At 42.8% G+C, this 26,938-nt stretch carries 18 protein-coding genes, 3 tRNA genes, 3 rRNA genes and 1 other annotated feature; of the genes, 3 read left to right on the top strand and 21 right to left on the bottom strand.

Going from position 1 to position 26,938, the window contains the following annotated elements; translation table 11 throughout:
• Window positions 1-101 precede the first annotated feature (101 nt).
• Both QLQ22_RS00120 and QLQ22_RS00115 read left to right on the top strand, forming a co-directional pair.
• On the top strand, window positions 102-743 hold the full coding sequence (locus QLQ22_RS00120; protein WP_252207826.1) for a deoxynucleoside kinase: 642 nt from the start codon (window positions 102-104) through the stop codon (window positions 741-743).
• Entirely contained in the window at window positions 740-1,408 is a 669-nt protein-coding gene (locus QLQ22_RS00115; RefSeq protein WP_252207824.1) for a deoxynucleoside kinase, read from the top strand. Before QLQ22_RS00120 ends, QLQ22_RS00115 begins: the two co-directional genes overlap by 4 nt.
• Before the next feature lie 127 nt (window positions 1,409-1,535).
• On the opposite strand, the gene QLQ22_RS00110 is transcribed toward QLQ22_RS00115, so the two are convergent.
• From QLQ22_RS00110 to guaB, 6 genes are all read right to left on the bottom strand, one after another.
• Window positions 1,536-1,628 (bottom strand) — tRNA-Ser (locus QLQ22_RS00110).
• 121 nt (window positions 1,629-1,749) lie between these two features.
• Entirely contained in the window at window positions 1,750-3,027 is a 1,278-nt protein-coding gene (gene serS, locus QLQ22_RS00105; RefSeq protein WP_223438850.1) for a serine--tRNA ligase, read from the bottom strand.
• A 52-nt stretch (window positions 3,028-3,079) separates the two neighbouring features.
• Window positions 3,080-3,298: a binding site (T-box leader), on the bottom strand.
• 56 nt (window positions 3,299-3,354) lie between these two features.
• On the bottom strand, window positions 3,355-3,945 hold the full coding sequence (pdxT, locus tag QLQ22_RS00100) for a pyridoxal 5'-phosphate synthase glutaminase subunit PdxT (protein ID WP_223438849.1): 591 nt from the start codon (window positions 3,943-3,945) through the stop codon (window positions 3,355-3,357).
• 20 nt (window positions 3,946-3,965) lie between these two features.
• Window positions 3,966-4,850 carry a pyridoxal 5'-phosphate synthase lyase subunit PdxS gene (gene pdxS / locus QLQ22_RS00095; protein ID WP_223438848.1) on the bottom strand — a complete coding sequence of 295 codons (885 nt, stop codon included), beginning with the start codon at window positions 4,848-4,850 and terminating at the stop codon, window positions 3,966-3,968.
• A 197-nt stretch (window positions 4,851-5,047) separates the two neighbouring features.
• Window positions 5,048-6,406 (bottom strand): D-alanyl-D-alanine carboxypeptidase family protein, encoded by a 1,359-nt coding sequence (locus QLQ22_RS00090; protein ID WP_420828809.1) that lies wholly within the window; start codon window positions 6,404-6,406, stop codon window positions 5,048-5,050.
• 172 nt (window positions 6,407-6,578) lie between these two features.
• Window positions 6,579-8,045, bottom strand: coding sequence for an IMP dehydrogenase (gene guaB / locus QLQ22_RS00085; protein WP_223438846.1), 1,467 nt, complete (start codon window positions 8,043-8,045; stop codon window positions 6,579-6,581).
• Window positions 8,046-8,162: 117 nt separating this feature from the next.
• On the opposite strand from guaB, the gene QLQ22_RS00080 reads away from it, so the two are divergent.
• Entirely contained in the window at window positions 8,163-9,122 is a 960-nt protein-coding gene (locus QLQ22_RS00080; protein WP_284015790.1) for a YaaC family protein, read from the top strand.
• 286 nt (window positions 9,123-9,408) lie between these two features.
• On the opposite strand, the gene rrf is transcribed toward QLQ22_RS00080, so the two are convergent.
• The 15 genes from rrf to dnaA all read right to left on the bottom strand — a co-directional run bounded on the left by rrf (window position 9,409) and on the right by dnaA (window position 26,938).
• Window positions 9,409-9,524, bottom strand: a 5S ribosomal RNA gene (rrf, locus tag QLQ22_RS00075).
• A gap of 86 nt (window positions 9,525-9,610) precedes the next feature.
• A 23S ribosomal RNA gene (locus tag QLQ22_RS00070) occupies window positions 9,611-12,541 on the bottom strand.
• Window positions 12,542-12,690: 149 nt separating this feature from the next.
• Window positions 12,691-12,766 (bottom strand) — tRNA-Ala (locus QLQ22_RS00065).
• A gap of 16 nt (window positions 12,767-12,782) precedes the next feature.
• Window positions 12,783-12,859: transfer RNA gene (locus tag QLQ22_RS00060), tRNA-Ile, on the bottom strand.
• Window positions 12,860-13,017: 158 nt separating this feature from the next.
• A 16S ribosomal RNA gene (locus QLQ22_RS00055) occupies window positions 13,018-14,555 on the bottom strand.
• The 16S, 23S and 5S rRNA genes sit together here with 2 tRNA genes alongside, the layout of an rRNA operon.
• Before the next feature lie 265 nt (window positions 14,556-14,820).
• Complete coding sequence (locus QLQ22_RS00050; protein WP_252207819.1) at window positions 14,821-15,909, bottom strand: HD-GYP domain-containing protein; 1,089 nt, start codon at window positions 15,907-15,909, stop codon at window positions 14,821-14,823.
• Between the two features lie 269 nt (window positions 15,910-16,178).
• Complete coding sequence (gyrA, locus tag QLQ22_RS00045; protein WP_223438843.1) at window positions 16,179-18,740, bottom strand: DNA gyrase subunit A; 2,562 nt, start codon at window positions 18,738-18,740, stop codon at window positions 16,179-16,181.
• A 748-nt stretch (window positions 18,741-19,488) separates the two neighbouring features.
• Window positions 19,489-19,776, bottom strand: coding sequence for a hypothetical protein (locus tag QLQ22_RS00040; protein ID WP_284015789.1), 288 nt, complete (start codon window positions 19,774-19,776; stop codon window positions 19,489-19,491).
• 124 nt (window positions 19,777-19,900) lie between these two features.
• On the bottom strand, window positions 19,901-20,146 hold the full coding sequence (locus QLQ22_RS00035; protein WP_284015788.1) for a spore coat protein: 246 nt from the start codon (window positions 20,144-20,146) through the stop codon (window positions 19,901-19,903).
• A gap of 179 nt (window positions 20,147-20,325) precedes the next feature.
• Window positions 20,326-22,248 (bottom strand): DNA topoisomerase (ATP-hydrolyzing) subunit B, encoded by a 1,923-nt coding sequence (gene gyrB / locus QLQ22_RS00030; RefSeq protein WP_223438840.1) that lies wholly within the window; start codon window positions 22,246-22,248, stop codon window positions 20,326-20,328.
• A 43-nt stretch (window positions 22,249-22,291) separates the two neighbouring features.
• Window positions 22,292-22,573: an extracellular matrix regulator RemB gene (gene remB / locus QLQ22_RS00025; RefSeq protein ID WP_223438839.1), complete on the bottom strand. Its 282-nt coding sequence runs from the start codon at window positions 22,571-22,573 to the stop codon at window positions 22,292-22,294.
• Window positions 22,574-22,589: 16 nt separating this feature from the next.
• The gene (recF, locus tag QLQ22_RS00020) at window positions 22,590-23,702 is read right to left on the bottom strand and encodes a DNA replication/repair protein RecF (RefSeq protein ID WP_252207814.1); all 1,113 of its coding nucleotides are present in this window, start codon (window positions 23,700-23,702) and stop codon (window positions 22,590-22,592) included.
• A gap of 93 nt (window positions 23,703-23,795) precedes the next feature.
• Entirely contained in the window at window positions 23,796-24,008 is a 213-nt protein-coding gene (gene yaaA, locus QLQ22_RS00015; protein WP_223443758.1) for a S4 domain-containing protein YaaA, read from the bottom strand.
• Window positions 24,009-24,225: 217 nt separating this feature from the next.
• Window positions 24,226-25,362, bottom strand: coding sequence for a DNA polymerase III subunit beta (gene dnaN / locus QLQ22_RS00010; protein ID WP_223438837.1), 1,137 nt, complete (start codon window positions 25,360-25,362; stop codon window positions 24,226-24,228).
• A gap of 226 nt (window positions 25,363-25,588) precedes the next feature.
• A complete protein-coding gene (gene dnaA, locus QLQ22_RS00005) occupies window positions 25,589-26,938 on the bottom strand; it encodes a chromosomal replication initiator protein DnaA (RefSeq protein ID WP_223438836.1) in 1,350 nt (449 codons plus the stop codon).

The following is a 26,938-nucleotide window of genomic DNA, read 5'->3' as shown; positions in this document are numbered from 1 at the left end:
AACTTTTCTTTTTCGTTAAAACCTTACTCTTTTCATATTGCCACTGTGATACAATAAAATTTGTCTGTTTTGATAGATTTTTTTGCGTAGGAGGACCCGTGATGAATGGTGTACCGTTTATTACCGTGGAAGGACCGATTGGTGTTGGGAAAACTTCGCTTGCAAGAGCGATAGCAGAACACTATCAATTTCATTTGCTTAAAGAGATCGTTGATGAGAATCCGTTTCTCGGCAAATTTTATGAAAACATTGAAGAGTGGAGTTTTCAAACAGAGATGTTCTTCCTGTGTAATCGATATAAACAGCTTGAAGATATTGCTCAGTTATTTTTGAAAAAGAGTCAGCCTGTTGTGGCAGATTATCATATTTATAAAAATCTTATTTTCGCAAAGCGCACTCTTAAAAAAGAACAATACGATAAATACCTTGATATTTATTCGATTTTAACAAGCGACATGCCAAAGCCAAACTTGATCATTTACTTGAATGCAAGTCTTGATACCTTGCTTAACCGCATTGATATGCGCGGGAGAGAGATCGAAAAAAATATCGATCCCGGCTATTTAAAGCAGTTATCGGAGGACTACGAAGTGGCCATGTCACAGTGGGAAAAAGAGCACCCCTCCATCCCAGTTCTGAGATTCAGCGGAGATGAGCTTGATTTTGTACAAAACGAAAGAGATTTAACCTATATATTTAAACGCCTGGATGAATCTTTACATGAAGGAGTTACTAATAAATGAATTTGAGAGAGAAATACAGCATTCCTCACAACGCCGTCATTACCATTGCAGGAACGGTCGGTGTCGGAAAATCGACAATGACAAATGCACTTGCAAATGCATTGAATTTCCGCACCTCATTTGAAAAAGTAGATACAAACCCCTATCTTGATAAATTTTACGCAGATTTTGAAAGATGGAGCTTTCATCTGCAAATCTACTTCCTTGCTGAAAGATTTAAAGAGCAAAAGCGGATTTTTGAATACGGCGGAGGTTTTATTCAGGATCGGTCAATCTATGAAGATACTGGGATTTTTGCCAAAATGCATTATGAAAAAGGCACGATGACAGAAGTGGATTATGAAACATACACGAATTTATTCGATGCGATGGTCATGACACCTTACTTCCCTCATCCTGACCTTTTGATTTACTTAGAAGGCAGCCTTGAGGATATTTTATCCCGCATCAAAGAACGAGGCCGTCCGATGGAGCAGCAGACACCAATTGCTTATTGGGAAGAGATGCACCGCCGCTATGAGGATTGGATTAATAATTTTAATGCATGTCCTGTCTTGCGCCTCAACATTAACGATTATGACATTATGGCAAACGAAGGTTCTATTGAACCAATTGTTGAGCGCGTAGCCCATTTTATAGAGCAGACAAGATTACTTAAAAAATAACCGGTTTAATCGGTTATTTTTTTGTATCCAGCAAAAAAAGATATACAAAAAACCTGCAGCAGAATCTGCCGCAGGTTTTATCAATCTCCAATCTTTATGCGCTAAACATTGGATTTTATATGTAAAATGGAGGAGGTAGAGGGATTCGAACCCCCGCGGGGTTTGACCCCCCTGTCGGTTTTCAAGACCGATCCCTTCAGCCAGACTTGGGTATACCTCCGTACTGACAAGAATTAATATAGCATATCTAAAATATGCTTGTCAACAATTCTAAAAAAATTTTTCGAAAAAATTTAAGAAGGGGACAAAACGGATTTTGGCCCCTTCTTAAAAGCTTATTATTATCGTGAAATGACTTCTCTATTCCCCATATATGGACGCAAGACTTCAGGAATAACGACTGTTCCATCTTCCTGCTGATAATTCTCAAGAATCGCGGCAACAGTTCTGCCAATCGCAAGACCAGATCCGTTCAATGTATGAACAAATTCAGGTTTACCTTTTGGTTCACGTCTGAAACGGATTCCTGCGCGGCGCGCCTGGAAAGCCTCAAAGTTACTGCAAGAAGATATTTCTCGGTACGTTTCCTGGCTCGGTATCCATACTTCAATGTCATATTTCTTTGCTGCAGTGAATCCAAGGTCAGCTGTACACATTCTAAGCACACGATAAGGAAGACCCAGCAGCTGAAGAACTTTCTCTGCATGTCCTGTCAGTTTTTCAAGCTCATCATAAGAATCTTCCGGCTTAACAAATTTCACAAGCTCTACTTTATTAAATTGATGCTGGCGGATTAATCCTCTAGTATCTCTTCCTGCAGAACCAGCCTCAGAACGGAAGCAAGAGCTGTATGCTGCATAGTTGACCGGAAGCTGATCAATAGAGAGGATCTCTTCACGGTGCATGTTGGTTACTGGCACTTCAGCTGTAGGAATTAAAAAGTAATCTTCACCCGCAATTTTAAATGCATCTTCTTCGAATTTAGGCAGCTGGCCTGTTCCTGTCATGCTGTCACGGTTTACGATATACGGAGGCAGCACTTCTGTATAACCGTGCTCATCGATATGCAAATCAAGCATAAAACTGATAAGAGCACGCTCGAGACGGGCACCTAAACCGCGGTAGAAAACAAATCGGCTGCCGGTTACTTTACCTGCACGTTCAAAATCTAAAATCCCAAGGTGATCGGCAACATCCCAGTGAGGCTTTGGTTCATATGCAAATGCAGGAACTTCTCCCCATTCGCGGTGAAGAATATTGTCATCTTCCGTCTCGCCTACCGGCACACTTTCATGGGGAATATTTGGAATAGACAGCATTAACGTTTCAAGCTCTGCCTCAACCTTGCGAAGCTCATCGTCCATTTCTTTCACACGGTCCCCAACTTCACGCATTTCTTTTATTAAATGATCAGCATCCTGTTTTTCACGTTTTAACACAGCAATTTGACCTGAAACTTCGTTTCGCTTGCTTTTAAATACTTCTACTTTTGAAATCAGTTCACGGCGTTTTTGATCCAGTTCCTCAAACTTGCTGAAGTCGCCTAAATCCTCTCCGCGATGAGACAGTTTCTCTTTTACTTCTTCAAAGTTAGCGCGCAAATATTTAATATCCAGCATGACAAAACTCCTTTTATGTTTTTTTGCAAATAAAAAAACTTCCGTCCCCTGGTAAAGGGACGGAAGTTTATCCGCGTTGCCACCCTAATTGAAGGCAAATAAAACGCCTTCCTCTTAAGCAGGATAACGGCCTGTACCGGACATGTATACTCTCCGAGGATTTCAACATCTCATTCAAGGATGGATTCACAAGGCTCTAACACCGATTTACACCAGCCACCGGCTCTCTAAGAAAGAAACACTTGCTACTATTTCCTGTCATCATGTTTCGCATGTTCAATTAAGTAATTCATAATTTACTACAAGTTTGGGACGGTTGCAAGGGTTTTATACACTTAACTTTGCTTTTGTGTTTTCCACCATACGTACAAACAGCCCAGTCATCCGGTGATCATCCGTTAATTCAGGATGAAACGAGCAGCCCAGGAACTGTCCTTGACGCGCTGCAACAATTCTCCCGTTATGCTTAGACAAAATCTCCACATCTTCTCCAACTTCCACAATATGAGGAGCCCTGATAAACACACCAACGAAATCTTCAGCAACATCTGTAATGTTCAATTCTGCTTCAAAGCTTTCGCGCTGACGCCCAAATGAATTTCTTTCAACCGTAACATCCATTAGGCCAAGATGTCCTTCACTGTATCCAACAATGTTCTTAGCAAGAAGAATTAAGCCGGCACAGGTTCCAAACATCGGTTTTCCCTGTTCAGCGAAAGTTTTCAGCGGATTCATGAAGTCATATTTATCAATCAGGCGGCGCATTGTCGTGCTTTCTCCGCCTGGCATAATAAGTCCATCCAGTTCATCCAGCTGCTCAGGACGTTTCACAACGACTCCTTCTGCACCGCTAGCCTCTATTGATCGAATGTGCTCTCTTACAGCACCTTGAAGGCCTAATACACCAATTTTAAGCATTGTATTCTACTCCTTTATGATTACCAGCCGCGCTCTTGCATTCTGTTCTCAGGAAGCAATGTTGAGATCTCAATGCCTTTCATTGCTGTTCCAAGTCCCTTTGAAAGACTTGCAATCAGCTCATAGTCCTGATAGTGAGTTGTTGCTTCAACAATCGCTCGAGCAAATTTTGCCGGGTTTTCAGACTTGAAGATACCTGAACCTACGAATACTCCGTCTGCGCCTAATTGCATCATTAGAGCAGCATCAGCAGGAGTTGCTACGCCGCCTGCTGCGAAGTTTACAACCGGAAGGCGTCCCTCATGCTTGATTTGAAGAAGAAGCTCATAAGGCGCGCCTAACAGCTTCGCTTCTGTCATCAGTTCATCCGTGCTCATTCCAATGATTCTGCGCACTTGGCCATTTACTTTACGCATGTGGCGAACAGCCTCAACGATATTTCCTGTACCAGGCTCGCCTTTTGTACGGAGCATAGAAGCGCCCTCTGCAATACGTCTAGTAGCTTCGCCTAAATCACGGCATCCGCAAACAAATGGAACTGTATAATCACGTTTATTTAAGTGGTACTCCTCATCAGCCGGAGTCAGCACTTCACTTTCATCAATGTAATCGACACCCATCGCTTCTAAAATGCGGGCTTCAACAATGTGGCCAATACGTGCTTTTGCCATAACTGGAACCGTTACAGCCTTCATCACTTCTTCAACAATTGTAGGATCTGCCATACGGGCAACTCCGCCAGCTGCACGAATGTCAGCAGGAACGCGCTCAAGTGCCATAACAGCAACTGCTCCAGCTTCCTCAGCGATCTTTGCTTGCTCTGCATTGACTACGTCCATAATGACGCCGCCTTTTTGCATTTCTGCCATTCCGCGTTTTACACGATCTGTACCTGTGTTATTCATTCTATATCCCCCTTGTAATATGTAAAATTTCATTTTGCACATATAGCTTATTCTATCCTAAGTTATAAAAAAATCCTATCAAAATTAAAGAGATAATTAAAACAATTCAATCAAAGAAAAGCGGAGCCATCTATCAATTCTAAATATATCCATTTATGTAAAAAAGACTTACTCATCTCGAGTAAGTCTTTTTTCAATTAAAACCAGCCTGTGACAGTGTCTGTCACTGTTCCCCAAAGACTTCCGAAGAATCCGCCGATGCCTCTCATGGATAATACAAACCAATTGGCTTTTTCAACACCGCTTTTTGTTATGATATCAACATTGGCGTCGCTTTTTTCTTCTAAGAAGCCCAGGTCTTGGCCTTTTCCTGTGTACTTAACTGTCATATAGCCGATTTTCTCGCCTTTTTTGACAGGGGCTTGTACTTCATTGTCTGCATTGACCTTCTTTTGATCAAAAACGTAGCTTGGCTCATATGATTCTTTTTCACCATTTTTAACAACAAGATTAAGCGGTTCTTTTGTTGCTACTGCTACTTCTTTTTCTTTCCCTTTCACAACAGAGAGGTCAGATTTATTTTTGATTTGATAGTTTTCAGGATAGATTTCTTCCATCTTGAAATTGTTATATGCATAATCAATCATTTTTTTCGTTTCTTTAAAACGAGGAGTGTGCAGGCTGCCGTCATCACTTGCTGCGTTTAATACTACAGTTATAACCCTCATGCCATTTCGTTCAGCAGTTGCTGTAAAAGAAGAACCTGCTGATTTAGTAGAACCTGTTTTTAAACCATCTACACCTTCGGTTTCAAATAGCAGGCCTTCAAGCATCCAGTTCCAGTTATCCATCTTGATTGCATCTTCTGTGCCTTCTCTGAATACTTTTCTCGGAGTACTTGCTGTGTCCAAAACTTCCGGGTAGTCGTTAATTAATTTTTGAGAAAGCAGCGCCATATCCCTCGCTGACATTTTATTTTCAGCATCTGCTGTCGTTCCATCCGGATGCATTCCTGCAAGATCTCCATTTTCTAAACCTGTGGAGTTCACAAATTCGAAGTTTTTAAGACCAAGATCTTTTGCCTTTTCATTCATTAATTTTACGAAATTAGACTCAGATCCTGAAACGATTTCTGCTAATGCAATAGCTGCTCCGTTTGCAGAATAAATGCTCATCGCTTCATAAAGCTCTTTTACATTGTATGTACCGTCTTTTCGTAATGGAACGTTGGAAAGTCCGCGGTTTTGGGAAATTTTATATACATACTCACTTGGAGTGTAAGTTTGATCCCATTTGATTTTTCCTTTATCGACTGCTTCAAGAACCAAGTATTCTGTCATAATTTTAGCCATACTTGCAATCGGCAGCAGATCGTCTGCATTTTTCCCGTATAAAATTTTACCTGTAGACGCTTCTACTAAAATTGCACCTTTTGCATTGACTCCAACTGCATCATTTTCTGCCGCAGATGTCTGTGATGCCGGCAAAACAACTGTTATCGCCAGAACAGCAGCAAACAGAACGGACAGCAGACGCTTTAACTTCATGTTGCTCAAATTCATAACCTCCACCGTTTTTCATCTATTTTTATATTCAATTATTGACATGAGTTACAAACAACAAAATCGATTTTATCACACTATGGTCAAAAAAAATAGACAGAGTCTGAGACTCTGTCCTAAAGATTGAACATTGTATTACATTTCAGGTAAATCGACCTAGAAACGCTTATGAAAGCGAATAGTTCGGTGATTCTTTTGTAATTTGAACATCATGTGGATGGCTTTCGCGAAGACCTGCACCCGTCATGCGGACAAACTGTGAATTCTCGCGCAGCTCTTCCAAGTTTGCAGTTCCGCAATATCCCATACCGGAACGGATACCGCCAACCAGCTGATAGATCGTATCTGAAAGAGGTCCTTTATAAGGAGTTCTTCCTTCAATGCCTTCAGGAACAAATTTTTTGTTATCTTCCTGGAAGTAACGGTCTTTGCTTCCTTTTTCCATTGCGCCGACAGAACCCATACCGCGGTAGACTTTAAAGCGTCTTCCCTGGTAAATTTCCGTTTCGCCAGGGCTTTCAGAAGTACCAGCCAGGAGACTGCCCAGCATAACTGCGTGACCGCCTGATGCTAATGCCTTTACGATATCGCCTGAATATTTAATTCCGCCATCTGCGATAATAGTAATGCCAAGCTTGCGTGCTTCAGTCGCACAATCATAAACAGCTGTGATTTGAGGCACCCCTACACCTGCAACAACACGGGTTGTACAAATAGAACCAGGTCCGATGCCTACCTTTACAACGTTCGCTCCAGCTTCTGCAAGTTCTCTTGTAGCATCTGCTGTTGCAACATTTCCTGCAATAATATTCAGATCAGGATATTCATTTCTAATGGTTCTTACCATTTCGATAACGCCTTTTGAATGGCCATGGGCTGTATCCAGCACGATTGCATCAACGTTGGCTTCAACCAGTTTTTTCACGCGAAGCATCGTGTCTGAAGTAACACCTACTGCAGCACCGACAAGCAAACGTCCATGCTCGTCTTTTGCTGAATTCGGAAACTCGATTACTTTTTCAATATCTTTAATTGTAATTAATCCTTTTAAAACACCATTGTCATCAACCAGTGGAAGCTTTTCAATTTTATGCTTTTGCAAAATGCTTTCTGCTTCTTTAAGAGTTGTTCCGACGTCTGCCGTTACTAAGTTTTCTTTTGTCATAACATCAGAGATCTTGATGGAGAAGTCTTGAATAAATCTCATGTCGCGATTCGTGATAATGCCTACGAGTTTCTGTTCATCCACATTGTTTACAACAGGAACACCGGAAATGCGGTATTTTCCCATCAAATGCTCTGCATCAAAAACTTGATGGTCTGGAGTTAAAAAGAATGGATTAGTAATAACGCCTCTTTCAGAACGTTTTACCTTATCAACCTGCTCTGCCTGCTGTTCAATCGACATATTCTTATGAATAATGCCCATTCCGCCTTGTCTTGCCATTGCAATTGCAAGCTGCGCTTCAGTTACAGTATCCATACCAGCACTAATGATTGGGACATTCAGCTTTAATGTTGGTGTTAAGTTCACACTTAAATTTACGTCTCTTGGAAGAACCTCCGACTTAGCCGGTACAAGCAATACATCATCAAACGTTAAGCCTTCTTTTAAAAATTTACTTTCCCACATCATTAAATCCCCCTCTTAACGGCAAAATATTATTAGTAGATTAACAACTAGCCAACCTACTGTCAAGAACAGGCAAAAGAGTTTAAAAATTGCGAAAAAAGAAAGGGGAGCTGCAGGATGATGAAAACAAGCGTCTGGAACCAGTTAAAATCATATCAATCAACGGAAACGGTCCAAAAGTTTCTGGAAAAAAGTTATAAAAAAAATCAGCAAACAGCACCTGCAGAATTATCCTATCAAAACAGCTATCCTTTCGTTTACCATCTGAAGCATGCCGAAAACTTTTATCTTTCATCAGCATGCGCCGCCCTTCCTGTACAGCCAATGCTCCTGTTTTACGGAATGTCTCAGCTTATGAAAGCCTGCATTCTTACAGCAGATCCAGAATACCCGGCCACTTCCTCCGTCCTTGCACATGGCGTATCAACAAGAAAGCGAAAAAAACAGCATTATCGCTTTTTGCAGGATGAAGTAAAGATCCAAAGAAATGGTTTATTTGCTCACACAGCATCCCATTTATTTAAGCTGGAACATGTAGAAAATGATAAATACACCATGCATGAACTTTTAAAAAGAATCCCAGAAATAAGTGATTTATTTACTAGGCATAAACAGAAAAATGTTCATTTTAGAACCAAATATGAAAACAAGCAGCTGCATATTCCAGTTGAAGCGGCAGCCTCTTATCACATGACACCGGGAAGGCTGCTTGAATATTTCGATTATCATTTTCAGCTTAGCAGAGGAAATCACTCCGAAAACATAATTACTTGCTATCCGCCTGATCACTTCAGCGCTTTTTACAGTCTTCCATTTCTGTACAATGGGCAAACAGGCGAATACACCTTGCCTGCATCAATGAATGATCTTGCCGGATTGCCTGAATTCATGGCTCATTACTTATTGTTGTACAACTTAAGCATGATCTCAAGATATGAAACCGAGTGGTGGTACGAACTAATGCTAAGCCATTCACAGGATGATTATGTATTCATTGTTCGTTTTCTTGAAGTGACAAAAGAAAAAATACCTCAGTTTGCACTGATGTTTTTGAATGAATTATGGGAAAAGGGATAGTCCAGCGCATTATTGGATAACAAAATCAGGCTAATAAGTATTGGATAAAAAAAATCCATAATGAATAGTTGAACGGGTTATCGGGATCGTAACAGCACTCCATCAAATAGGGAAACCACTTTTTTCATTTACGAGCGCTTAGCGTTATTTTATGTTCGCTATGCAACAACTTCCAATGGATGTAAATTCTTCAAAAAAATCTGCTTCCAACCTCCTAACTGCCCTTTGTCCTTTTATTTTTTCCATACAAAAAAGAACAGCATCTCTGCTGTTCTTTTTTTTGCGTGCCTGGCAACGTCCTACTCTCACAGGGGGAAACCCCCAACTACCATCGGCGCTAAAGAGCTTAACTTCCGTGTTCGGCATGGGAACGGGTGTGACCTCTTTGCCATCATCACCAGACAATATGCAATTAGAAAGAGTTATTCTTTCAAAACTAAATAACGTATGATAACAAGTTTCACTCAGTTTTTACACTTTATTAGACTGTGGTTAAGTCCTCGAACGATTAGTATCTGTCAGCTCTACACGTCACCGCGCTTCCACCTCAGACCTATCAACCTGATCATCTTTCAGGGTTCTTACTCACTAATGTGATGGGAAATCTCATCTTGAGGGGGGCTTCATGCTTAGATGCTTTCAGCACTTATCCCTTCCGCACATAGCTACCCAGCGATGCCTTTGGCAAGACAACTGGTACACCAGCGGTGCGTCCATCCCGGTCCTCTCGTACTAAGGACAGCTCCTCTCAAATTTCCTGCGCCCACGACGGATAGGGACCGAACTGTCTCACGACGTTCTGAACCCAGCTCGCGTACCGCTTTAATGGGCGAACAGCCCAACCCTTGGGACCGACTACAGCCCCAGGATGCGATGAGCCGACATCGAGGTGCCAAACCTCCCCGTCGATGTGGACTCTTGGGGGAGATAAGCCTGTTATCCCCGGGGTAGCTTTTATCCGTTGAGCGATGGCCCTTCCATGCGGAACCACCGGATCACTAAGCCCGACTTTCGTCCCTGCTCGACTTGTAGGTCTCGCAGTCAAGCTCCCTTGTGCCTTTACACTCTGCGAATGATTTCCAACCATTCTGAGGGAACCTTTGGGCGCCTCCGTTACATTTTAGGAGGCGACCGCCCCAGTCAAACTGCCCACCTGACACTGTCTCCCAGCCCGATCAGGGCTGTGGGTTAGAATTTCAATACAGCAAGGGTAGTATCCCACCAATGCCTCCACCGAAGCTGGCGCTCCGGCTTCCAAGGCTCCTACCTATCCTGTACAAGCTGTACCAAAATTCAATATCAGGCTACAGTAAAGCTCCACGGGGTCTTTCCGTCCTGTCGCGGGTAACCTGCATCTTCACAGGTACTATAATTTCACCGAGTCTCTCGTTGAGACAGTGCCCAGATCGTTACGCCTTTCGTGCGGGTCGGAACTTACCCGACAAGGAATTTCGCTACCTTAGGACCGTTATAGTTACGGCCGCCGTTTACTGGGGCTTCAATTCAAAGCTTCGCTTGCGCTAACCTCTCCTCTTAACCTTCCAGCACCGGGCAGGCGTCAGCCCCTATACTTCGCCTTGCGGCTTCGCAGAGACCTGTGTTTTTGCTAAACAGTCGCCTGGGCCTATTCACTGCGGCTTTTCAGGGCTATGAACCCTAAAAAGCACCCCTTCTCCCGAAGTTACGGGGTCATTTTGCCGAGTTCCTTAACGAGAGTTCTCTCGCTCACCTTAGGATTCTCTCCTCGCCTACCTGTGTCGGTTTGCGGTACGGGCACCTCTCACCTCGCTAGAGGCTTTTCTTGGCAGTGTGGAATCAGGAACTTCGGTACTAAATTTCCCTCGCCATCACAGCTCAGCCTTATATGAGAAGCGGATTTGCCTACTTCTCAGCCTAACTGCTTGGACGCGCATATCCAACAGCGCGCTTGCCCTATCCTCCTGCGTCCCCCCATTGCTCAAATGGTGAGGAGGTGGTACAGGAATATCAACCTGTTGTCCATCGCCTACGCCTTTCGGCCTCGGCTTAGGTCCCGACTAACCCTGAGCGGACGAGCCTTCCTCAGGAAACCTTAGGCATTCGGTGGAGGGGATTCTCACCCCTCTTTCGCTACTCATACCGGCATTCTCACTTCTAAGCGCTCCACCAGTCCTTACGGTCTAGCTTCAACGCCCTTAGAACGCTCTCCTACCACTGTTCGTAAGAACAGTCCACAGCTTCGGTGATACGTTTAGCCCCGGTACATTTTCGGCGCAGAGTCACTCGACCAGTGAGCTATTACGCACTCTTTAAATGGTGGCTGCTTCTAAGCCAACATCCTGGTTGTCTAAGCAACTCCACATCCTTTTCCACTTAACGTATACTTTGGGACCTTAGCTGGTGGTCTGGGCTGTTTCCCTCTTGACTACGGATCTTATCACTCGCAGTCTGACTCCCAAGGAGCAAGTCTTTGGCATTCGGAGTTTGACTGAATTCGGTAACCCGATGAGGGCCCCTAGTCCAATCAGTGCTCTACCTCCAAGACTCTCATACTTGAGGCTAGCCCTAAAGCTATTTCGGAGAGAACCAGCTATCTCCAGGTTCGATTGGAATTTCTCCGCTACCCACACCTCATCCCCGCACTTTTCAACGTGCGTGGGTTCGGGCCTCCATTCAGTGTTACCTGAACTTCACCCTGGACATGGGTAGATCACCTGGTTTCGGGTCTACGACCACGTACTAAAACGCCCTATTCAGACTCGCTTTCGCTGCGGCTCCGTCTCATCAACTTAACCTTGCACGGGATCGTAACTCGCCGGTTCATTCTACAAAAGGCACGCCATCACCCATTAACGGGCTCTGACTACTTGTAAGCACACGGTTTCAGGATCTTTTCACTCCCCTTCCGGGGTGCTTTTCACCTTTCCCTCACGGTACTGGTTCACTATCGGTCACTAGGGAGTATTTAGCCTTGGGAGATGGTCCTCCCTGCTTCCGACGGGATTTCTCGTGTCCCGCCGTACTCAGGATCCACTCTGGAGGGAACGAAGTTTCGACTACAGGGTTATTACCTTCTCTGACGGACCTTTCCAGGTCGCTTCATCTACCCCGTTCCTTTGTAACTCCGTATAGAGTGTCCTACAACCCCAAGAGGCAAGCCTCTTGGTTTGGGCTAATTCCGTTTCGCTCGCCGCTACTTGGGAAATCGCGTTTGCTTTCTCTTCCTCCGGGTACTTAGATGTTTCAGTTCCCCGGGTCTGCCTTCATTATCCTATGTATTCAGATAAAGATACTGTTCCATTACGAACAGTGGGTTTCCCCATTCGGAAATCTCTGGATCAAAGCTTACTTACAGCTCCCCAAAGCATATCGGTGTTAGTCCCGTCCTTCATCGGCTCCTAGTGCCAAGGCATCCACCGTGCGCCCTTCATAACTTAACCTAAATGGTCAACCGCATCATAAGATGCGTTTCGCATTTCGTTGTTTGTTTAGACATAAATGTCTAGAAAATCACTAATTATGGTAAGCGTAAATCTCAGTGAATTACTTGTTATCAATTACGTTATCTAGTTTTCAAAGAACAACTTCTTGGTGGAGCCTAGCGGGATCGAACCGCTGACCTCCTGCGTGCAAGGCAGGCGCTCTCCCAGCTGAGCTAAGGCCCCATATGAATTTAAGAGATGGTGGGCCTAAATGGACTCGAACCATCGACCTCACGCTTATCAGGCGTGCGCTCTAACCAGCTGAGCTATAGGCCCATCTCACAAGTGTGAATAAAAGAATATTTTTGACGTACAAAAAAGTACGCGCAAATAATTCCTCGCTTACTTCTAAAGTAAACTCGCTATTCACTTAGAGGGAACAAAGTTCTCTCAAAACTAAACAAAAACCAAAAGCGTCCTCATATCTTCCTTAGAAAGGAGGTGATCCAGCCGCACCTTCCGATACGGCTACCTTGTTACGACTTCACCCCAATCATCTACCCCACCTTAGGCGGCTGGCTCCTTGCGGTTACCCCACCGACTTCGGGTGTTGCAAACTCTCGTGGTGTGACGGGCGGTGTGTACAAGGCCCGGGAACGTATTCACCGCGGCATGCTGATCCGCGATTACTAGCGATTCCAGCTTCATGCAGGCGAGTTGCAGCCTGCAATCCGAACTGAGAATGGTTTTATGGGATTGGCTAAACCTCGCGGTCTCGCAGCCCTTTGTACCATCCATTGTAGCACGTGTGTAGCCCAGGTCATAAGGGGCATGATGATTTGACGTCATCCCCACCTTCCTCCGGTTTGTCACCGGCAGTCACCTTAGAGTGCCCAACTGAATGCTGGCAACTAAGATCAAGGGTTGCGCTCGTTGCGGGACTTAACCCAACATCTCACGACACGAGCTGACGACAACCATGCACCACCTGTCACTTTGTCCCCCGAAGGGGAACCTTCTATCTCTAGAAGTGGCAAAGGATGTCAAGACCTGGTAAGGTTCTTCGCGTTGCTTCGAATTAAACCACATGCTCCACCGCTTGTGCGGGCCCCCGTCAATTCCTTTGAGTTTCAGTCTTGCGACCGTACTCCCCAGGCGGAGTGCTTAATGCGTTAGCTGCAGCACTAAAGGGCGGAAACCCTCTAACACTTAGCACTCATCGTTTACGGCGTGGACTACCAGGGTATCTAATCCTGTTCGCTCCCCACGCTTTCGCGCCTCAGCGTCAGTTACAGACCAGAGAGTCGCCTTCGCCACTGGTGTTCCTCCACATCTCTACGCATTTCACCGCTACACGTGGAATTCCACTCTCCTCTTCTGCACTCAAGTTTCCCAGTTTCCAATGACCCTCCCCGGTTGAGCCGGGGGCTTTCACATCAGACTTAAGAAACCGCCTGCGCGCGCTTTACGCCCAATAATTCCGGACAACGCTTGCCACCTACGTATTACCGCGGCTGCTGGCACGTAGTTAGCCGTGGCTTTCTGGTTAGGTACCGTCAAGGTGCGAGCAGTTACTCTCGCACTTGTTCTTCCCTAACAACAGAGTTTTACGATCCGAAAACCTTCATCACTCACGCGGCGTTGCTCCGTCAGACTTTCGTCCATTGCGGAAGATTCCCTACTGCTGCCTCCCGTAGGAGTCTGGGCCGTGTCTCAGTCCCAGTGTGGCCGATCACCCTCTCAGGTCGGCTACGCATCGTTGCCTTGGTGAGCCATTACCTCACCAACTAGCTAATGCGCCGCGGGCCCATCTGTAAGTGACAGCCGAAACCGTCTTTCCAACTTGAACCATGCGGTTCAAGATACTATCCGGTATTAGCTCCGGTTTCCCGGAGTTATCCCAGTCTTACAGGCAGGTTGCCCACGTGTTACTCACCCGTCCGCCGCTGACCTCCGAAGAGGTCCGCTCGACTTGCATGTATTAGGCACGCCGCCAGCGTTCGTCCTGAGCCAGGATCAAACTCTCCGAAGAAAATTTGTGACTCAATTTGTTGCTGACTTCAAAAATTTAAAACGTTTGGTACGCTTTTGGTTTTGTTTAGTTTTCAAAGAACTTATTGTGTCGCACTCTCTCGAAGCGACCCTTTTAATATACCATTTCTACCGAGTTAATGTCAATCATTTTTTTAAGAAATAATTTTCGTTAACTGCTTTATGTAGAAGGTTTGTTACTGACTTATAGAAGTATATCAGCATCTATTAAAATATGCAATAAGAAAAGAGCAAAAAGTTTGCTCTTAAATGATCTCTTCAATAAAAAGGTGTCTTTGTTCTTTCAGCGAAAGAATTTCCTCTGTTTCTTCTATCTTTACAAGTGGCCTGGTCGGATATTGATCTTCTATAAAAACGATCTCTGCTATTCTGCCGTCTGACAATCTGATATTTGTGCCTGAACTTAGTTTTAGTAGACCTTTCTTCAATTCGTTCAATGCTGTCAGATCGAATTTACCAAACTCATCTTGCATGAGCAGTTCTAGAGCTTTAAAAGGAGATTGTTTGCTCCTATGCGGTCTTTCGGAGACCATTGCCTGATACGCATGAGCAAGAGCCGCTATTTTGCCGAATACATGAAGCTGATCAGCCTTCGCTCCCAGAGGGTACCCGCTCCCGTCAAGCCGTTCATGATGCTGCAGCACTCCAAGCCTAACAGCCTCTTTCAAAGAAACGATATTTTTAAGCATTTTGTAGCTGTAAACAGGATGCTGCTTTATTTCTTTAAACTCTTTGTCAGTGAGAGCTGTCTTTTTAGTCAGAAATCCTTGTTCTATTTTTGTCATGCCGCAGTCACAGAGAAGACCTGCCATAGCGACCTGTATCGTATCACCATAAGAAAAGCCCATACTCTTTCCCAAATAAGCGCTTACTAAGGCTGCTGATACTGAATGGTGGTAAAGATGGTCATCATGTTTTGTATAATTGTAGGTCTTAAATATTTCATGGGGCTCTTTCAGTCCCTGCTCTGCAGCAGGAATTAATAGATTTCTGATTTTCGAGATATCAACTAATGCACCGGATTGCCAGTCAAGATACAATTGCTTAAAGGCAAGTACAGCGTTTATATACAATTCCTCAAAATCATTGCTTTGTTTTATTTCTGCTGTTTTTTCACTAAGAGAAGATTCCAGTAGTGCCCCATCAGGTTTAAAAGCATATCCATTTTCAAGGTATGGCTCTACATCAACTTCATCTATTAAAAAAGCCTGCAGGATTTGCAGAAGATCTTGATCTAAGATTGTTTGTCTTCGCATTAACGGTTTGGACGATTTGGAAAATACGTCTTTTGACAGAATGCATCCTTCAGATAGCTGATTAATATGGACTCTCATATGGATCCCTCCCAACCATATTATAAACGATTCCATTTAGTAAAAAATGGTTTTCGGAAATAAATAAAGGCTGTGCTCGAAATGATTATTGCTTTCCGTAGTATAAACCGATCGCATTCTAAGTTTCCTATCGCACTCTTATCAAGGAATAAACAAATACTGAAGTTAATTAGTTCCCAAGCCGATCTTTTACTGACAAATGCAAGCAACAAAGTTGCGAAAAGAGCATGAAAAAAGACATAGCTTTTTGGGCTATGTCTTTCATTTGCTTATTCTTCTGAATCTGGTTCATCAGAGATGGAGTCTTCGACAGAATTTTCTTCAGTTGAGTTTTGTTCTGCAGATGAATCTTCCAGTGACCCTTCTTCATTCTCCAAAAGCTCATCATCTTCCGGTTCGAGCTCTTCTTTTTCTACGACAGCAACAGTTGCAACATGCTCTTCGTCACCAAGTTTAATCAGCTTAACACCTTGTGTATTACGGCCGGTTGTAGAGATACTGTCGATAGCCATCCGGATAAGAACGCCGCTTGCTGTAATCAGCATGAGGTCCTCTTCTCCTGTAGAAGGCTTAACAGAAATCACTGTACCATTTTTCTCCGTGACGTTACATGTTTTAATTCCTTTACCGCCTCTGCTTTGAATCCGATATTCAGCGGCGGGCGTTCGTTTCCCGAATCCATTTCGGGTTACGACAAGAACATCGACATCTTCTTCAAGGATTTCCATTCCGACAACTTCATCGTCAGAGTCGAGTGTAATCCCTTTTACACCAGTCGCGGTACGTCCCATTGAACGCACATCTGTTTCAGGGAAACGAATCAGCATTCCTTTTTTCGTGCCGATCATGATGTGCTTTGTTCCATCTGTTAAACGGACGGAAATCAGTTCATCGTTTTCACGCAGGTTAACTGCGATCAAGCCGCCTTTTCTTATATTTGCAAATTGAGTAAGAGGTGAACGTTTAGATATTCCTTCTTTTGTTGTAAAGAATAACGACCAATCATCAACGAATTCAGAAACAGGAATGATGGCATTCACCCATTCGCCTTTTTCTATTTCCAGAAGGTTAATAATCGGAAGCCCTTTAGCTGTTCTTCCGTACTCTGGAATTTCATACCCTTTTGCACGGTAAACCTTCCCTTTATTAGTAAAGAAAAGAATCGTGTCATGAGTAGATGTTGTTAAAAGATGTTCTACGAAATCATCCTCATTCGTCCCCATACCCTGAATCCCTCTGCCTCCGCGGCGCTGGCTGCGGTAGGTTGAGATAGGCAGTCTCTTAATATAGCCATTATGAGTAAGAGTAATAACGATATTTTCAACAGGAATCAGATCTTCATCTTCGATCATTTCAATTCCGCCGGATACAATTTCTGTGCGGCGCACATCGTTAAAACGATCTTTAATTTCTTCTAATTCCTCGCGGATAATTTCAAGGACTTTTTCTTCGTCTGCCAGGATTGCTTTTAATTCTGCAATCAGCTGTACAAGTCCCTGGTATTCTTCTTCGATTTTCTCTCTTTCAAGTCCTGTTAAACGCTGCAGACGCATATCAAGAATCGCCTGTGCCTGTTTTTCAGAAAGGGAGAAATTATCCATCAGGCCTTGACGCGCAATATCAGTTGTCTGAGAGCTGCGGATCAGGGCGATCACTTCATCCAGGTGATCCAATGCAATTCTCAAACCCTCTAAAATATGCGCACGTGCTTCCGCTTTGCGAAGTTCAAACGCTGTACGGCGGCGGATAATAACCTTCTGATGATCCAGATAGTATACTAAGAACTGTTTAAGGTTCAATACTTGAGGCTGGCCATTTACAAGTGCGAGCATATTGATGCCGAAGCTTGTCTGAAGGGCAGTCTGTTTGTATAGATTATTTAAAAGAACATTTGAATTGGCATCTTTGCGCACTTCAATAACGATGCGCATTCCGTTGCGGTCTGATTCATCGCGCAGATCGGTGATACCTTCAATTTTCTTGTCACGCACAAGCTCAGCAATTTTTTCAATTAACTTCGCTTTATTTACCTGATAAGGAAGTTCTCTTACGATAATGACTTCTTTACCTGATGCCTTTTCCTCTATTTCCACTTTAGCCCGGATTGTAATAGATCCGCGGCCTGTTTCATAAGCTTTGCGAATTCCGCTTCGGCCAATAATCTGACCAGCTGTCGGGAAATCCGGCCCCGGAATGATTTCCATCAGCTCAGGAATGCTCACATCCGGATCTTTACTTACAGCAAGTACACCGTCGATGACTTCTCCCAGCTGATGTGGAGGGATATTTGTTGCCATGCCGACTGCGATACCCGCTGCGCCGTTTACGAGCAAATTAGGGTATCGGGACGGAAGGACAACCGGCTCTCGTTCTGAACCGTCATAGTTGTCCTGATAGTCGATTGTATCTTTATTGATATCGCGAATAAGTTCCATCGCAATTTTGGACATGCGCGCCTCTGTATAACGCATAGCCGCGGCTCCGTCGCCATCGACTGAACCGAAGTTGCCATGTCCATCTACAAGCATATATCGGAAGTTGAAATTTTGTGCCATGCGGACCATTGAATCATAAACAGCACTGTCACCATGAGGGTGATACTTACCGATAACTTCCCCGACGATACGGGCAGATTTCTTAAACGGTTTATCAGATGTCATCCCTAAATCATTCATCGCATATAAAATACGGCGGTGAACAGGCTTTAACCCGTCACGAACATCGGGAAGCGCACGCGAAACAATAACACTCATCGCATAATCCAAAAAAGATGAGCGCATTTCATGACTAATATTAATCTCTTTTACTTGAGGGGTTTTATTTTCTTCCATGTTTGAACCTCCCTAATCTATATAGCTATATAGCTCCAGCCAGAAAAGCGGAAGCGCCTTGTTTAACCGAGAATCCAGGCGCTGGAGCTTGACAAAGATGCGCAATTTTTTATACTTTCTTATCTCAAAAAAAAACGGGAGCTAAAGGTCTCCGGAAACTTTTGATCTTTCAAATCTTGTTGACAATATATCAAACTGATTATGTATGGCTGAATAAAATTAAATAATAGCCTACTCTCCATTATATCAATAAACCTATGACATTACACGTCAAATTCAGATAAAAATGCGATTCAATCAAAGAATCCCTGCCTGTTGAGGCAAGGATTCTAGTTTTGTGATTCTTTTAATTCAGTATAGATAACCATTCTTTCTTCATGCGCACGAACTTCTTGATTAAATATACCTGTGCATGTAATTAAACCTGAGTTTGCTTGAGTTACCTTAAGGACTGATATCTCTACCAAAAAGGGTACAATTCCTTCTCTATCTTCTTTTAATTTCATACTTTCCGGGGACGATAGAATTTATTTATTTATCAGAATTATCCTTTGTGTCGTCTGCCTCATCTGTACTGAGATCCGTCTTATCCCCCTTTTTTTGCATGCTGCTCTGAACTTGCACAGCCGGAATGCATAAGGAGGAATATAAGAAGGTTTACCAGCAATTTCATCAGATGATATTCTCTTTTCTCACCCTTGTTTGGATAGAAAAAAGAGGACATCTCTGCCCCCTTGCTTCATCCTGCTTAGTTATTTACAGATTTCCTGCGAGCAATTATTGCAATCACAGTGGAAGCCAGGATAAATCCAAAAAAGCTCCATAAAATTGCACTGCTGTTTGTTTCGCATATTCCGCCCATACCTGTTTTAGGCATATCAGATGGTTTTTTGCCTTCGAATTTTTCAGGGAACTGATCAACAATCGCGTCAGACATTGCTTGGCCTACTCTAAACATATGCGTGTATGCAACATGAATATTTTCATAAGCTGCAGGATATTTTTTGCCGGTATAGCTTTTGAATGCATTCAGCAATTATTCAATATGCTCTTTGAGGCCCGCCTCAAGGTCAGCCGCTTTTAAGCGTCCCTCTGGATCATATTTCAAAACTTGTTTTCACAAAAAGAAAAAAACATCCTTACCGGATGTTTTTCGGCTGTTACCAGTAATAAGGGTAGTACGGATATGGATACGGCGGATAGTACGGATAATACGGATAGCTATAACCAAATCCAGGAGTTAATAATGCTCCTGCTGCAAGCCCTCCAATAAACCCAGTTGCAAACGGAAATCCAAAACCCGGTCTTCCAAAACCAAACCCGGGTCTGCCGAATCCAAATCCAGGTCTTCCAAAACCAAATGGACGCCGTAAGTCTCCTTGATTATAAAATGGCTGATTATTCATCATTACGCCTCCTGCTTAGATAAATTGCCTACTTACTATAAAAAGATATGCGGGACAACTTTAAAAGTAGTGGGCTCTTTGCGAATTCATAAGCAGGAGAAAAAAAAGAACAGGCAAAGCACGAATTCTGCTTTCCTGTTCTTTTTGATTAAGCTGTATTTCCGAATCTGAATTTCTTGCTAGATATCCAGATTTTTTACGTATTGAGCATTGCCTTCAATGAAATTTCGGCGGGGCTCTACTTTGTCACCCATTAGGATGTCAAATGTTTCGTCTGCTTCCATCGCATCTTCTAAAGTAACTTGAAGGAATGTTCTTGTGTTGGGGTCCATCGTTGTTTCCCAAAGCTGCTCAGGGTTCATTTCCCCAAGACCTTTGTAGCGCTGGATGCCCGGTTTTGGATTAGCCGGCAGTTCTGCCATCAGCTTCTCCATTTCTCTGTCGTTGTATGCATACTCAATTCGTTTACCCTGCTGCACTTTATATAAAGGCGGCTGCGCAATGTAGACAAATCCATTTTCAATGATTTGACGCATGTAGCGGTAGAAGAATGTGAGCAGAAGCGTCCGGATATGGGCGCCATCCACGTCAGCATCAGTCATGATAACTATTTTATGATAACGCGCCTTTGATATATCGAAATCCTCTGCAATACCTGTTCCGAGAGCAGTGATAATCGTACGGATCTCGTTATTGGAAAGAATTTTATCCAGCCGTGCTTTTTCAACATTTATAATTTTCCCTCTAAGCGGAAGGATTGCCTGGAAATGACGGTCACGGCCTTGTTTTGCAGAACCTCCCGCAGAATCACCCTCAACGACATATAATTCAGAAATAGCAGGGTCTTTAGAAGAACAGTCTGCAAGTTTACCCGGCAAGTTCGAAATTTCAAGTGCGCTTTTGCGGCGTGTTAATTCACGTGCTTTTTTTGCTGCAAGGCGGGCTCTCGATGCCATTAATCCTTTTTCCAGGATTTTCTTGGCTGTTGAAGGGTTTTCCAATAAAAACTTCTCAAAACCTTCTGCAAAAAGATTATCAGTAACCGTTCGTGTTTCCGAGTTGCCTAATTTTGTTTTGGTTTGTCCTTCAAACTGCGGGTCAGGATGCTTAACAGAGATAATCGCAGTTATTCCTTCACGGACATCATCACCCGTCAGATTGGCATCATTTTCTTTAAATGCGCCATTTTTACGGGCATAGTCATTAATTACTCGAGTAAGAGCTGTTTTAAATCCAGCTTCATGAGTTCCGCCTTCATACGTATGAATATTGTTGGCAAAAGAATAAATATTGCTTGTGTAAGAATCATTGTATTGCAAGGCAACCTCAACTGTAATGCCATCCTTTGCGCCTTCCATATAGACAGGCTCTTCATGTATGACTTCACGTGTACGGTTTAAATGCTCGACATATGACTTAATTCCGCCCTCGTATAAGTATTCCTTTTTGCGTTTATTTTCGCGTTTATCTTCGATCGTAATTTTAATATTACGGTTTAAGAAAGCTAATTCTCTTAAGCGATTTGCAAGGGTGTCAAAGTCATATTCAACCGTTTCCGTGAAAATTTCCGGATCAGGGCAAAAGTGAGTGGTCGTCCCTGTTAGTTCACTTTCTCCTATGACTTCCAAATCACCAGCAGGAACACCGCGCTCGAATTTTTGATAATGAATTTTGCCTTCACGGTAAACAGTTACCTCAAGGACTGTCGAAAGCGCGTTAACTACAGATGCACCAACGCCATGCAGTCCGCCTGATACTTTGTAGCCTCCGCCGCCGAACTTACCTCCGGCATGGAGAACGGTCATGATGACTTCAACCGCAGGGCGTCCCATCTTTTCATGAATCCCGACCGGAATACCGCGGCCATTGTCTTTTACGGTAATGCTGTTATCTTCTTCAACAATAATGTTAATTTCGTCACAGTAACCAGCAAGCGCTTCGTCAATACTGTTATCAACAATTTCCCAAACGAGATGGTGAAGACCTTTCGCTGCTGTTGATCCAATATACATCCCAGGACGTTTCCGGACAGCTTCTAAGCCTTCTAATACTTGTATTTGGTTTTCATCATAAGTTTGCTGTTCGACTTGTTTTTGTTCCATCGCCACTATGATCACCTACACTTTTCTTAAGGGCTTATAAAAATTATTGGGAATGATTTTTGAATGGTTCATCCGCAACCATTTCTATGTCAAATGTGAATTTCGCGCGTTTTTTCAACGTGCCTGAAGCAAGAGGGGAAAAATAGATTTTATCTGTGGTTACAACAATAGACTTTGTCTCGCCGCTCGCAAGCTTGACTGTATGATTCTGATGTTTTTCTAAAAACTCACTGACTATGCCGGATGTTTTTGAAGATTGATGATCAACAATCATGACAACTTCTTTTGAGGGAATCACAAAATTGTCTCCCAGGTGAATATACAAGAAAAACCACCTCTTTTCAGCGTGTCAGCCTGCCTTTTGCAACACGGTATGTCGTTGCTTCTTTCAGCGTCTGATGGTCAATGCCTTCAACACTTGTTGTAGTAACAAATGTCTGCACTTTCCCCTGAATCGTATTTAATAAATGCGATTGTCTGTAATCGTCGAGTTCTGATAAAACATCATCGAGAAGCAAAATCGGGTATTCTCCAATTTCCTCATGGATCAATTCGATTTCTGCAAGCTTCAGCGATAGTGCGGTTGTCCGCTGCTGTCCCTGAGAACCGAATGTCTGCACATCGCGCCCATTCACAAAAAATAAGAGATCATCTCTGTGGGGACCAGCTAGTGTTGCACCGCGCTCGATTTCTCTATCTTTTATTTTATCAAACTTCTCTTCATATGCTTCTATCATTTTCGACAAACTTGCCTCTTCTGATACATCCACAGATGCTTTATACTCAATTGTTAACGTTTCAAGTCCTCTGCTGATGCCTGTGTGAATCGGCTGGGCCCACTTTTGCAGCTTCTCTATGAACTCAATCCGTTTTAAAATGACTTTTGCGGCAGACTCTGATAGCTGTGAAGTTAGTACGTCAAGCATAGTGCGATCGGTTTGTTTGCGCATCTGCATCTGCTTTAAATACTGATTCCGCTGCAGCATTATTTTTTGAAATCTATTTAAATCATGCAGATAGATAGGAGAAACCTGTCCAATTTCCATATCAATAAAACGTCTTCGGATTTGGGGGCTTCCCTTCACGAGATTGAGATCCTCGGGTGCAAACATAATGACATTCATTGCCCCTACATACTGGCTCAATTTCTGCTGTTCAATATGATTCAGCTTCGCTTTTTTTCCTTTTTTCGAGACAACGAGCTGCATAGCGACAGAGCCGCTGTACTTTTCTACTCTGCCTTCTATTTTAGCATATTCCTTGTCCCAATAGATAAGATCTTTGTCATTTGAGGTGCGATGAGACTTCGCCATGGCTAAAACGTAGATCGCTTCCATCACATTTGTCTTGCCTTGGGCATTCTCCCCTAAAATAACATTGACCTTATTTTCAAACTCCACGGTAAGCTCTTCATAGTTCCTGTAATTCCGCAGCGTTAATTCTTTGATAAACAAATCCGTTCACCAACTTTAGTTTTTGCTCTTTTTTAAAGAGAGTGTTCATTCAGATTATCTTATTTAAAATGGCGGACTTTTTAGAAAAGAGCCTTAGTTTTTCACGATGAAAGAGCCAAAATCTGGAATATCAACCGTATCATCAGCAACCAGTTTTTTTCCGCGGCGGTTTTCAGGCTCGCCATTTACAAAAATCGCATATTCCTGCAAAAACCATTTGGCCATACCGCCTGTCTGAATGACTTCAGCAAGCTTTAAGAACTGTCCAAGCGTAATGTATTCTGTCTCAATTTTTACTGGTTTTATTGCCACTACGGATCGCCTTCTTTCTTTAAGTCTCCAACAGTTAATTTTACTAAACTTCTTTATACTTTAACAATACATAATTAAACCTTTAAAAACTTTGCTTTATATCTGTTCGTTATCAAGAATTGCAGTGTCCGTCTCAGGTGAACAGAAAGCAGGTATAAGGTCCCGTGAATGGAAAAGAAAAGCTGCCAGCTTGTGCCAGCAGCTTGTTTAATTAATACGTTCTGACAGGAAGAATTAACTGGAGAATGGAATCGTCTTCTGGAGTGCGGATCAAAAATGGTCTCATTGCACCCGTAAAGCTGATTTTAATTTCCGTTCCTTCAAGTGCTTTTAATGCATCCATCATATATTTTGCACTGAACGAGATTTTTAATTCTTCTCCTGTTATTTCCTGAGTCTGAACTTCCTCAATTACTTTTCCGATTTCCGGTGTGTTTGAAGAAACTTCTACAATGCCTTCTTCAAGGGTTGAAAACTTAACCACGTTATTTCTTCCTTCTTTCGCAAGAAGGGATGCACGGTCGATGGCTTGAAGGAATTCTTTTGTATTCAGTACCATGTCCGTTTTGCTCTCAGCAGGAATAAGTCTCGTTGTATCTGGATAGTTGCCATCCAATAGCCTTGAGAAGAAAAGTAAATTTTCAGCTTTAAAAAGGACTTGGCTCTCAGTAATGACAATTTCAATTTCATCACTTGTGTCTGCAAGAATTTTGCTTAATTCATTTAAGCTTTTTCCAGGAATAACGACATTATAAGAGCTGTCTGTCTCTGTTTCAATTTTTGCTTTGCGGAGCGCCAGACGGTGACTGTCTGTTGCAATACAGGTTAATTCTCTATTTTCAAGCTTCCAGTTGACCCCTGTCAAAATGGGACGAGTTTCTGAAGTTGAGACGGAGAAAACCGTTTGACGGATCATCGTTTTTAATAGATCTGTCGGTACTTTAAAACTATTATGTTCTTCTACTTGCGGCAGATGAGGATATTCTTCTGCATCTAGACCGTTCAGATTAAATTCTGCTTTGCCTGAACGGATGACGGTCATATGATGGCCAAGAACTTCTATTTCTACCGATTCTTTCGGAAGTTTTTTAACGATTTCACTAAAAAAGCGTGCTTGAAGAACGATGCTTCCAGTTTGTTTGATTTCAGCAATTTCTTTGCCGTTTTCTTCTGTAGGAATAAAAGATTCAATGGAGATGTCTGAATCACTTCCTGTAAGTGTGACACCTTCTTCTGTTGCAACAATTTTAATTCCTGTCAAAATCGGGATCGTTGTTCTTGAAGATACAGCCTTCATAACATCTTGAACACTTTGAACTAACCGATCTTTTTGGATGATAAATTTCATTTAGGGAAATCCTCCTTTTTTTTCGTATGGGAGCATATTTCATTGAGCCACTTAATATATATATTATTTAAAGAAAAAATAGTAGAAGTACTAGTAGGGCCTGTGGAAATGTGTATAACTCTGTTGACGAAAGGAAACACAGCCTATCCACCTGTGGACAGACTGTGTATGAATCGTGCTTGGTTATTCACATTATCCATATTAATTTTTATAAGTGCAAGCTTTTTTATGAGCCCTTTAGCATGCTTTCGATCTCTTTTAGCTGTTTAACAAGCTGATCATCGGCCTGAAGCAGCTTAGAAATTTTTTCGTGGGCATGAATAACTGTCGTATGATCACGGCCTCCGAATTCTTCGCCAATTTTAGGCAATGAGGAATCCGTTAATTCTCTGGAAAGATACATGGCGATTTGTCTTGGGAACGCCACTGATTTTGTGCGTTTTTTTGCTTTGAAGTCTTCTAATTTTACACTGAAGTGCTGGCCGACCATGCGCTGGATATCAGCAATCGTAATCATTCTCGGCTTAGAACTTGGAATAATATCCTTTAGAGCCTCAGCTGCCAGATCCGCATTTATATCCTTATTAATTAAAGATGAATAAGCTACAACTCGAATAAGTGCTCCTTCTAGCTCACGAATATTTGAATCGATTTGATTCGCAATGTAAAGCATAACCTCATTCGGAATATCAAGCCCTTCAGCTTTTGCTTTCTTTCTGAGGATGGCGATCCTTGTTTCTAAATCAGGCGGTGTAATATCTGTGATTAAACCCCATTCAAACCTTGAACGAAGACGGTCTTCCAAGGTTGGAATTTCTTTTGGAGGACGGTCGCTTGAGATAACAATTTGCTTGCTTTCTTCATGGAGCGTATTAAACGTATGGAAAAACTCCTCTTGAGTTTGTTCTTTACCCGCAAGAAATTGAATATCATCTATAAGCAGCACGTCGACACTGCGGTATTTGTTGCGGAAGTCTTTCGCTTTGTTGTCGCGAATGCTATTGATAAATTCATTTGTAAACTTTTCTGATGATAAATAAACGACTTTAGCGTTAGGCTTATGGTCAATCACATAGTGGCCAATCGCGTGCATTAAATGCGTTTTTCCAAGTCCGACTCCCCCATAAATAAACAGCGGGTTATAAGCTTTGGCGGGTGCTTCGGCTACAGCAAGAGAAGCTGCATGGGCAAAACGGTTCCCGGATCCGATTACGAATGTGTCAAACGTATATTTCGGATTAAGCATATTTTGCGGAAGCTCGATCTGTTCTTCCTCTTTATTCATCGGCCTTATGGGTGACTTCGGCATAAAATCAACGTCATTCTGATTTTGGGGAATAATAAACTTAATCAGCAGTTCCTCGCCGGTCAGCTCATAAATGGTATTGGCAATTAAATGCAGATACCTGGATTCAAGCCAGTCACGCGCAAATTCATTTGGTGCAGTGATTGTTAATGTATCTCCCTTAAGAGCATGGGCTTTAGTGGATTTAAGCCATGTTTCAAAACTTGGCTTGCTCAGCTTTTTTTCAATTTCTGATAAAGCTTTGCTCCATAATTCATCAATATTCTCCAT

It is taken from the genome of Metabacillus hrfriensis, from assembly GCF_030127205.1.
Taxonomy (GTDB): domain Bacteria; phylum Bacillota; class Bacilli; order Bacillales; family Bacillaceae; genus Bacillus_P; species Bacillus_P dongyingensis.
This window is presented reverse-complemented; position numbering and strand designations above follow the sequence as displayed.